At 50.0% G+C, this 9,155-nt stretch carries 8 protein-coding genes and 1 riboswitch; of the genes, 2 read left to right on the forward strand and 6 right to left on the reverse strand.

Features of this window, described 5'->3' with window-relative positions:
* Position 1: 1 nt before the first annotated feature.
* The 4 genes from FCN51_RS25540 to FCN51_RS25555 are packed head-to-tail and all read right to left on the reverse strand — an operon-like array spanning position 2 to position 5,304.
* The gene (locus tag FCN51_RS25540; RefSeq protein ID WP_310256822.1) at positions 2-757 is read right to left on the reverse strand and encodes a DUF72 domain-containing protein; all 756 of its coding nucleotides are present in this window, start codon (positions 755-757) and stop codon (positions 2-4) included.
* A gap of 29 nt (positions 758-786) precedes the next feature.
* Complete coding sequence (locus FCN51_RS25545; protein ID WP_310256825.1) at positions 787-2,547, reverse strand: ABC transporter ATP-binding protein/permease; 1,761 nt, start codon at positions 2,545-2,547, stop codon at positions 787-789.
* Complete coding sequence (locus FCN51_RS25550) at positions 2,477-4,804, reverse strand: TonB-dependent siderophore receptor (RefSeq protein WP_310256827.1); 2,328 nt, start codon at positions 4,802-4,804, stop codon at positions 2,477-2,479. Before FCN51_RS25550 ends, FCN51_RS25545 begins: the two co-directional genes overlap by 71 nt.
* Positions 4,805-4,863: 59 nt before the next feature.
* A complete protein-coding gene (locus tag FCN51_RS25555) occupies positions 4,864-5,304 on the reverse strand; it encodes a DUF2946 family protein (protein WP_124306074.1) in 441 nt (146 codons plus the stop codon).
* A 327-nt stretch (positions 5,305-5,631) separates the two neighbouring features.
* Between FCN51_RS25555 and FCN51_RS25560 the strand changes: the two genes are divergently transcribed.
* The gene (locus tag FCN51_RS25560; RefSeq protein ID WP_087636268.1) at positions 5,632-5,934 is read left to right on the forward strand and encodes a hypothetical protein; all 303 of its coding nucleotides are present in this window, start codon (positions 5,632-5,634) and stop codon (positions 5,932-5,934) included.
* A 51-nt stretch (positions 5,935-5,985) separates the two neighbouring features.
* On the opposite strand, the gene thiD is transcribed toward FCN51_RS25560, so the two are convergent.
* On the reverse strand, positions 5,986-6,789 hold the full coding sequence (thiD, locus tag FCN51_RS25565; protein WP_310256834.1) for a bifunctional hydroxymethylpyrimidine kinase/phosphomethylpyrimidine kinase: 804 nt from the start codon (positions 6,787-6,789) through the stop codon (positions 5,986-5,988).
* Positions 6,790-6,850: 61 nt separating this feature from the next.
* Positions 6,851-6,970: riboswitch (TPP riboswitch) on the reverse strand.
* Between the two features lie 175 nt (positions 6,971-7,145).
* On the opposite strand from thiD, the gene FCN51_RS25570 reads away from it, so the two are divergent.
* Positions 7,146-7,688 (forward strand): GNAT family N-acetyltransferase, encoded by a 543-nt coding sequence (locus tag FCN51_RS25570; RefSeq protein ID WP_310256836.1) that lies wholly within the window; start codon positions 7,146-7,148, stop codon positions 7,686-7,688.
* 105 nt (positions 7,689-7,793) lie between these two features.
* Here the strand turns inward: FCN51_RS25570 and FCN51_RS25575 are convergent, their stop codons facing one another.
* Positions 7,794-9,134 carry an amidohydrolase family protein gene (locus FCN51_RS25575; protein WP_310256840.1) on the reverse strand — a complete coding sequence of 447 codons (1,341 nt, stop codon included), beginning with the start codon at positions 9,132-9,134 and terminating at the stop codon, positions 7,794-7,796.
* Positions 9,135-9,155: the final 21 nt, after the last annotated feature.

Consider the following 9,155-nt stretch of genomic DNA (forward strand, 5'->3'; position numbering starts at 1 on the left):
GTTAATCCGTAATCGTGCTGGGTGAATGCTTTAACGCCTGCAATGCCGCTATCAGTTCAAGTGCGTTCTGTGTGGCAGCACCAAAGGTAGTGTTATCATAGATTGTCCAAACACCCGTCCCACATGCGCTTAATGCAGCAACGCTGTTTGCATGTGCCTGTACAGCCTCTGCACTATACGGCGATTCATAAATGCGCGGAGAGCCATGTAGCCGAAAATAGGCAAGACCACCCCAGCCTCCGGGCTGTAAGGCAGAAGTAAATCTAGCCGGATCCGCCGCAACCCGTGAGACATGCTGTCTTTTCAGCATCAGATCAACTTCAGGTTGAAACCAGCTCACATGCCTAGGCTCCAGCACAACCGGACCGTTGATGGCAACCTTCAGATCATGCAAAAACTGTTCTGCAATGTCTCCGGGATAAGCAAAGCTTGGAGGTAATTGCACCAAAATAGGGCCGCGCTTATCACCCAAACCGCTGGTTTCCGCAGCAAAGCGCGCAACAAGATCCTGACACCCTATAAAGCGCTGCTCATGCGTAATTATCTTGGGAAGTTTGACGGAAAAACGGAAATCCGGCGGTACGCTTGCTGCCCAGCGCACGTAAGTTTTGTGCTGATGAGGGCGATAAAAACTGCTGTTAATTTCCACGGCAGAAAAACGCGTCCCGTAGCGCTCAAGATGCGTACCGGTTGAAGGAAACTCTGCGGCAAGTTGGGTAGGAACCGACCAGCCAGCAACGCCGATGCGAACAGGCATAAGCGGTTTCTCCTCTATTTTGCTAAGGATTAAAAGAAAGCTTGCCCATTTTGTAAAACAATTTGTTTCTGATGATAATCTTGCAGCGCTTTGCGGTGTGTCACGCTGATAATTGTGCAATTGGGCAAGAGTGTTAGCAGCGCATCATACAAGCAACGCTCATTGGTTTCATCCAGTGCAGAGGTGGCTTCATCCAGAAACAGGATGGAAGGTTGAAATAGAAAAACCCGTGCCAAGGCTAGACGCTGCTGCTCCCCACCAGACAGGATATTCCTCCATACTTGCTCTTCATCCAGACGAGACACGTAACCATCCAGATTTGCGGCATGAAGGGCGGCTTCATACGCATGCTGGTTATGCTGTTCTAGTGATAACGGGTAGGAAAGGGCTTGCCGTAAAGACCCCGATGGCACGTAGCTTTGCTGCGGAACAAACATGGCTTTTGCGCTGTTAAGGCACACTTCTCCACTGCCATAAGGCCATAACCCAGCTAAACTACGTAAAAATGTGCTCTTTCCACTGCCGGATGCACCGTAAATGGCCCACCGCTCACCGGCTTGAAATGTCAGGCTGCCAAAGTCCAGCAATGTCTGCCCGGAAGGCAGATTAAGAACCAGATTATGGATTGAAACTGTATTTTGGTTTGTCGGTTTACAAACAATACCTTGTATCGGCTTTTGCTGTATGATGCGTTCAAATTCAGCCAGACGTTGCAATGTGGAACGCAGGCCTGCCAGATCTGTGTAATTATCAATAAACCATTGCAAACTTCTTCGAACCTGCATGAAGGCAGCATTGATACGCGCATAAGCGCCAAACGTAAGCGCATGCACCATAATTTTGGGCACCAATAAAACCCATAAAATAATGGAAGCTGTTTGGTTATAAAAGGTGCCTACAAAGTTGGCGCGCCACGTGTAATGCACAACCTTACGCCAATTTCTGGCAATATGAGCAAGATGGGTGGAAAAGCGCAGATGCTCGGCATCTTCTCCTTTATAAAAAGCAACCTGTTCAGAATTACGCCGCAAATCAAGCAGGCTTGCACGTAAATCTGCATCATAATGTTGTTGCTGATAATCAGCGTTTATTAAGGGCCCACCTGCTTTTTCTATAACAAAGGAAACCGATACAGAAACAATAACTGTTCCAAAAAACAGATAGCCGGGAATATGATAGATATGCCCCCAAAGTGGCACCGATAACGCCCCGCCGATTTCCCATAAAACAATAGAGAAGGACAGCAACGTCATTACTGCTTGAATAGCATCCAACCCTAGTTTGAGAACAAGGGTTGTCATTTGTGCAAGGTCATCTGCAATACGCTGGTCTGGGTTATCTGCCTGCGCGGCATCATGCTCCAAACGGTAATAGGTTGTGTTTTGCAGGTAATGTTGCAGATAGACTTTTGTGTTCCATAAGCGCCAACGCATGGAAAGGATCTGAGTCAAATAGGTTTGCAGCACATAAATACCGGCTGAAAAGGCGCAAGCTGCAATATAAACCGGCAGCATGCCTAGCGCCTGGCCAACATGGAACGCAAAAAAGGCATCAAAAAACTTTTGGTCCCAAATGCCAAACCATACGGCGGTGCGCACATACAGCAGTGAAAGCCCGATAATAAGCCCCAGCAGGCCCAAGGCTTTCCACTTTTCTGCAGATACCCAAAAAGGAAACAGGATTTTCCAGTCTGAAAGGGAATGGGAAGAAGAGGGTTTATCAGTACGTAGCACGAAGCGTTGCCATGAAATTGCGAGGAGCCGCGGGAAAGTTGAACTGCCATATACCACTGGCGCGTTCGTAATAATGGCGGTTGGTCAGGTTATAAGCATTCAGTTGCAGGCGCAGGTTACGGTTGATCTTGTAACCAATCATACCGTCCATCGTCATATACCCACCTTGCACGGTGGTGGCATAACTCCCGCGCAGATTGCTGTTGGCATCTATCCCAACCCCTATGTTTAGGTCTTTCAGCCGTCCATCAGGCACAGTGTAATGCACCCAGGATTTGAACATGTGGTGCGGGGAGTAAACGCCGCCAAAATCGCTGACACGGGAATTGGAAACTTTGGTGTCCAGATACGTGTAGCCAATGGAAACATCCAGATTAGGCAGAATTTGCCCATCTATCTGCATTTCCCACCCTTGGCGGCGAATAGGCCCGGTGGTGACGTAAAACTGTGCATGCAGCGGGTCCTGCACCGGCTGGTTCACGCTCTCCATCCGGAACAGGGCGGAAGAAACATTTAACCGACCATGAAAATATTCCGCCTTAAATCCTGTTTCAATCTGGTTGCCACGCTGGGGCGTTAGCCCGCCACCGTGATACGTTTCCTTGCCCACAGAAGGGGTGAAAATACTGGAGTAACTGGCATACCAGGAGATATGCGGTGTAATCTGGTAAACAGATCCCAGATAAGGCGTAAGCTCCCCATGTATGTTGGATGTTGTCTGCCATTGTGTGGCTGGTGCGGGGGCAATATCGCGCAGTTTCTCGTAATAGCGTGAGGCACGGCCGCCCAGAATAAGGGAGAGCTTTTTGGTGAGTTCAAACCGCAGCTGGCCATAAAAGCCCCATTGATAGGCATAGTCATCCGTACCCCAGCCATTAGCGTTTGTGGCATAGTTAAAACAGCTTGCTGCGGGTTTTTTAACAACATCCGTATTGTTTATGCTCACATCATTATAGATGGCGTTACAATTATTGTTGGCATACTGCGTAACCTGTTCGTACGAATTATAGTTGAACCCAAAAAGCGCATGATGTGTGCGGTTTAAAAAATGAAAACTGCCTTGGGCATAAATATCCGCAGAGCGTGATGAATTCGTGCCCTTAAAAGCGGCAATGCCTTGGTCCCGATACTGCAAGGTGCCTGTGCTGGGGTCTATCTGGTTCCAGGACTCGTTATAAAGTGTGTTGTAGCTTTGATCGTAAAATGTGCCGCGCGCAGTTGCAGACCAATCCCCCCAGAGTTTCTGGTTAAGTGAAGCTATGGTCTGTTGGGTCATGTAATTGGAATATCCCCAGCTCTGGCTAGGGTTTGCCGAGCGGCTGCCAGACCACAGCGTATTGGCCGTTGTAAGCGGCAATCCGTAATAGGGGGCCTGATTATCCTGCTGTTGCGCTGCGTGGGAAACCATAAAGGTGGTGCGCGGGGTTATATCCCACTCCAGCACCCCATAGGCCTGCCATTTGCGGGTATGGGCGTATTTGTAAAAGTAATCATTATCTTCAAACAGATCAGCCGTGCGGAAGCGAAGGGTTTTGGATTTGTTCAGTGCTACCGTCATATCCACATCAGCACGGTAATTGTTAAAACTTCCCACACTGGCGGCACCGCTTAGCGCAAAATCCTGCCCCGGTTTTTTGGTGACTTCATTTACAACGCCACCCGCTCCACCAGCACCCTGCAACAGGCCCGAAGACCCACGCAGCACCTCAATACGATCATACATGGAAAGATCAAAACTGGCGTTATTCAGCGTTCCGGAAGCGTTTGGCGTGCCATCCACAGAAGTTGTGAGCTGATACCCTCGTGAGTAGAAATTTGAATTGGCCGTAGAGGCCGGCATAACGCGAATGCCATTAATCTGGCGCATGGCGTCGGTCATTGTCAGCATGTTGGAATCTTCCATACGCTGCTGCGTAATGACAGATACAGACTGGGGAATATCCTTCAGTGCAACCGGCGTTTTCCCCCACGCTTCTATTGTTGGCACAGTGTAGGAATGTCGGGAGCCTGATCCATATACCGTAATATTCTGATGGGTTGTTTGAGCAGATGCGTGATTTGCCGAAGAGGAACACGCGCAAGAAGGCCCAGAGACGCTACATTTTTTAGGCGCACTGGCAGAGGTTGGCGTGCAGTAGGTGGGGGACGAAGCAGCCGAAGCTGGCCCACAGATAAGCGTAAGACCGCCTATCATAACCCCAAAACATGGGAGTGTTCGAAAAATACGAGACATACCTATCTGTCCTGACAGCGTCACACATAAAGGCTGACAGGGCAGGTTAATGTATCCAGCCCTTATGGCTGGTTCCCGCATAAGGCGGGAATTACAGATGCTATTATATTACAGATAGCAGCCGCAAAAACGTGTTCCTGTCAGTAAAGACATGACAGGGAAGAAGGCGGCCCACGTGTATGGGGAAGACCCGTAAAAACGCCAGCAGGCGGGGCCCGTGGGGCGCGGTCATGATAGATCTGCCGCTTGGCCAGCAGCATAATGCTTAGGGCAACAAAAATTCCGATAAAGGCGATATCAGGCAGTTGCAGCAGCGGGCAGAGAGGGCAGAACCCGTTGTTGTCATCATGCGAATGATGAGCCGGGTCATGCCCTTCATCATCCGCAGACATCACCATGGCATCATCCATATCAGGACATGCAGGGCTTTTAAGCGCTGGGCCAATATGAAGGCCGGTAAGGCGTTCAAGCGTGGCGCGGGGCATTTCCCCAAGCTGCGCATGGCTTTGGAGGAAAAGCTGCCCAACAAGCCCCACCATCACACAAATGGCCACCAGCCATCGGCTGGCAAACAGGCGCATTTTTGCGTGCGTGGTGGCTGATCTAGACAAAAATCCTCTCCAAATTGTGCTCTTGTTAAAGGAAGATTATTTGCCTTTTGTCAAGAAAGAGTAAGTGGCGCACAAATACCACGCGCACACAAAGGGCTGAAGAAAGGCACATGCCAAAGATCAGCAGGGCTGTTCTGTTGTGGGGGCAGGTATAGCTGCTCCTATCTCAACCCTCTCGCTTTTGTGGGGGAAGGGGCGTAACCCCGTAGAAGACCTGCATGAAGCTTTTGTCAGCTTCCAGCGTTATCTAAGCCGCATGCGGGTTGGACGGTTATCCCTGCAAAGAGGAAACAAACCATGTCAGCTTACAGCATTTTACGTACTGCTATTGAACAGAAAAAAGCCGTAGCTTTTACGCTTCATGATAAACCGCAGGTTGGCTCTCCGCACGCTCTGGGCAAAGGAGATGGCGTAGAAAAGGTGCTGATGTATCGTGGTGTGGATGCACATGAAAAGCGTGTGCCAGCGCAGGGGCAGTGGGATTGCATTGCTGTATCTGAGTTAAGCGATGTGAAGCTGCTTGCAGACGAGCCATTCCACCAAGGTCACCCGGATGCCGCACAGCGCGCTGGCATTCGTGAAGTAGATATTGAACTCTGATATATCCCTGTTTATCGGCATCACGCTATGTGATGCCGATAAAACTGCACGTTATGTCCAAAGGTGATGGAAATGATGCAGCGGGCCATGGCCACGCCCGACATCAAGCGTATCACTCGCGGCAAGGGCGCCGTGTAGATACGCTTTTGCCTCACGCACGCTTTCTTCCACCGATTTGGAAGGTAGAAGCGCCGCTATTGCAGCAGACAATGTGCAGCCGGTACCGTGGTCATTACGTGTGTGAATACGGGGCGCTGCAAACTCAATAATTTTTCCATCCGGGCCGTAAAGCAGATCAACACTCTGGGGTGATCCTTCAAGGTGGCCGCCTTTTAGCAAAACCCATTCCGAGCCCAGCCTGGCTAACTCTTTTACCCGCAAGCGCATTTCATCCAGCGTCCATACAGGGTTAACATTCAGCAAAACGCCTGCTTCTGGCAGGTTGGGGGTAATAAGCGTTGCAAGTGACACCAGAAGGTCTCTGATAGTGCTGACTGCATTACTTTCCAGAAGATGGTCTCCACTTTTGGCCACCATAACCGGATCAAGCACAATATTTTTTGCACCATGATGATGCAGCCGTTCTGCAATAACCTTGGCAATGCCGATATTGGGCACCATCCCAATTTTAACGGCATCTACCCGCACATCATCAAACACACTGTCAATCTGCTCGCCTACAAATTGCGGGTCTAGCGCCACAAAGGACCGCACGCCTTGAGTGTTCTGGGCCACCACGGCCGTAATGGCGGCCATGCCATAAGCCCCCATGGCCGAAAATGCTTTAATATCGGCATGAATTCCTGCACCACCTGTGGGGTCGGTGCCAGCAATACTCAAGACATTGGCGATCATGGTCGGGCAATTCCCTTTCCGCAAGAACATGGCTCCCTGCCGCGCAATTCCAGCAAAAAGGATAGGGTGGTCAAACCTGTCCCTTCGCCGGCATAACCCGGATCAGGTTCAAAGGGTCATTGCGCTGCCTGTTGGCTCTGCAATATCTCAGCCCCATGTCGGAGCTCCCCTCGGTAAGGCCTAACGTATCAGGGCAAGGCCCTTTATGCACGCCATATTAAAGATAGGTTTGGTAGAATGCTTTAAGCGTTACCACGGTCTGCGCCACATCATACGTAAAGTATGTCTGGTAAGGTGGAGAGGCTTATGCATGGTTGCCTTATGAATTTGTGGCGTAATACATTGCAGATGGAAAAATGAATAAATCCGATTTCATCATACGTAAGACGTGCATTGAAGATGTGCCTGTTCTTGCACTTATTGAGCAATCCGCTGCGCAGATTTTCCGGCAGATCCCTTCATTAAGCTGGATAGCCGATCATACTGTTTTGCCGGTAGATATACATCTTTCTGCCATAACCGCTGGCACAAGTTGGGTTGCTGTTGATCATAATGGTCAACCTGTCGCTTTTCTCTGTGCGCGAATATACGCACAGGAGTTTCATATTCTTGAAATGTCCGTTTGTAAGAAAGAGCAGAAGCGGGGAATAGGAACAGCGCTTCTTTACACGGCATGTAGTTGGGCAAAAGCATACCAGCTTAGCGCAGTCACTCTGACGACTTTTCGGGAACTGCCATGGAATGCGCCTTTTTATACGCGTCTTGGGTTTAAAATCCTTCCTGAAAGCTTGATAAATCCAAGATTAGCGACCGTATTACAAGATGAGGTAGAGAGTGGTTTTCCTCCACAAACCCGTTGCGCTATGCAATTAAACCTTAGCCACTTTAATGCAGCATAACGCGGCTTAAAGTGGCCACAGTAAGTAGTAATGCCCTCCATAAACCATAAGGCTCCGACTTTTGCCCTAAACGCTGAAAAGATAGGGGAAGTTAAAGTCTGCTTTTTATTTTTGCAGCACAGGGGGAGAAATGGCTACACCGTTTTCCCATGTTTCAATAATCTTGTCGGCGTTTTCTATATTGGCGGCAGGGTTTCCGGAAACCACCAGTACATCTGCCCGTTTACCCGGTGCCAATACGCCCCGATCAGAAAGATTCAGCAAATCTGCAGCGTTCTGGGTGGCGATATGAATGGTCTCCAAAGGTGTCAGACCTGCCTGCACTGTAAGGGCCAGTTCCCGATGTTCTGCCACTCCGGGCACGCGCAAAGGGGTAGCGCCGCTATCTGTGCCAAAGCCTATTTTTACACCAGCATCATGCAGTGTTTTTAGGTTTTGCAGGTTCATCTCTAAAGAGGAGCGGGCAAAATCAGCCTGTTTGCCGGCTTTGTGCTGCTCCTGCCATGCGGGATCATTAATCTGTTTCTGTAACGAGCCAGAAAGCCCTGCTATTGCAAATGGAGTTTGCGTCCACGGCGCGCGATCAGCCCATGCTGTTGTGGCTTCATCCAGTTGAAGGGTGGCAATATACCAGATGCCGCGGGATTTCAGCGCCGCAACCAGCTCTGGCGTAACGGGTTTATCCCGCACACCATGAGCAAGAATATCCACTCCAGCGGCCACAACGTGTTGGGCATCTTCCAGATCATGAATATGCGCTGCCACACGTAATTTGCGTTTGTGGGATTCCTCTACAACGGCAGCAATAATATCCGGGCTCATTTTAACGGGAAGCGTGCCATCAAAATCATCAACCCAGATTTTAACCAGATCCGTGCCCTCATCTGCCATTGTATCTACGGCTTCTCGGGCTTGATTGGCTGTTTTGGGGCGGAAAAGCTGGTTAGGTGCAACATTTACAGGCGGCGCACCATTGGGAACGCCAATGCCTTGATCAACCCCGAACAGATCAGCCGGTGTTTTTCCTGCATGTGCCTCCTTCCGGAGCGGATCAAACACATCTGGCACGTTATTACCCAACGCCGTAACCGTGGTGACACCGTAACGTCGATACTGCCCAAGTGCCGCCATGATATTGGCACGTGTATAAAACTGGGAACCCGTGGTCACACCCTCATATTGCCCAACATGGCTGTGATCGGAAATAATGCCGGGTAGGGCAGTATCTCCTGAACGATCCAGCACTTTGGCATCTTTGGGTATGTCCACATCCTTGCCAACTGCAAGAATATGATCTCCCTGCATCACAAGAGTTGCATCTTCTATAGGGGGTGCGCCGGTGCCATCCACAATACGCACATGTGTAAGGGCAACAGGAGGGGCAGAGGCTGCAAGCGCCGGTGTTGTCATGAACAGAGCGGTTGTGATGAAAAACATACGGCGCATATTGATCCCCCTAATAGCGGC

This window comes from Acetobacter pasteurianus, from assembly GCF_009914215.2.
Taxonomy (GTDB): domain Bacteria; phylum Pseudomonadota; class Alphaproteobacteria; order Acetobacterales; family Acetobacteraceae; genus Acetobacter; species Acetobacter pasteurianus.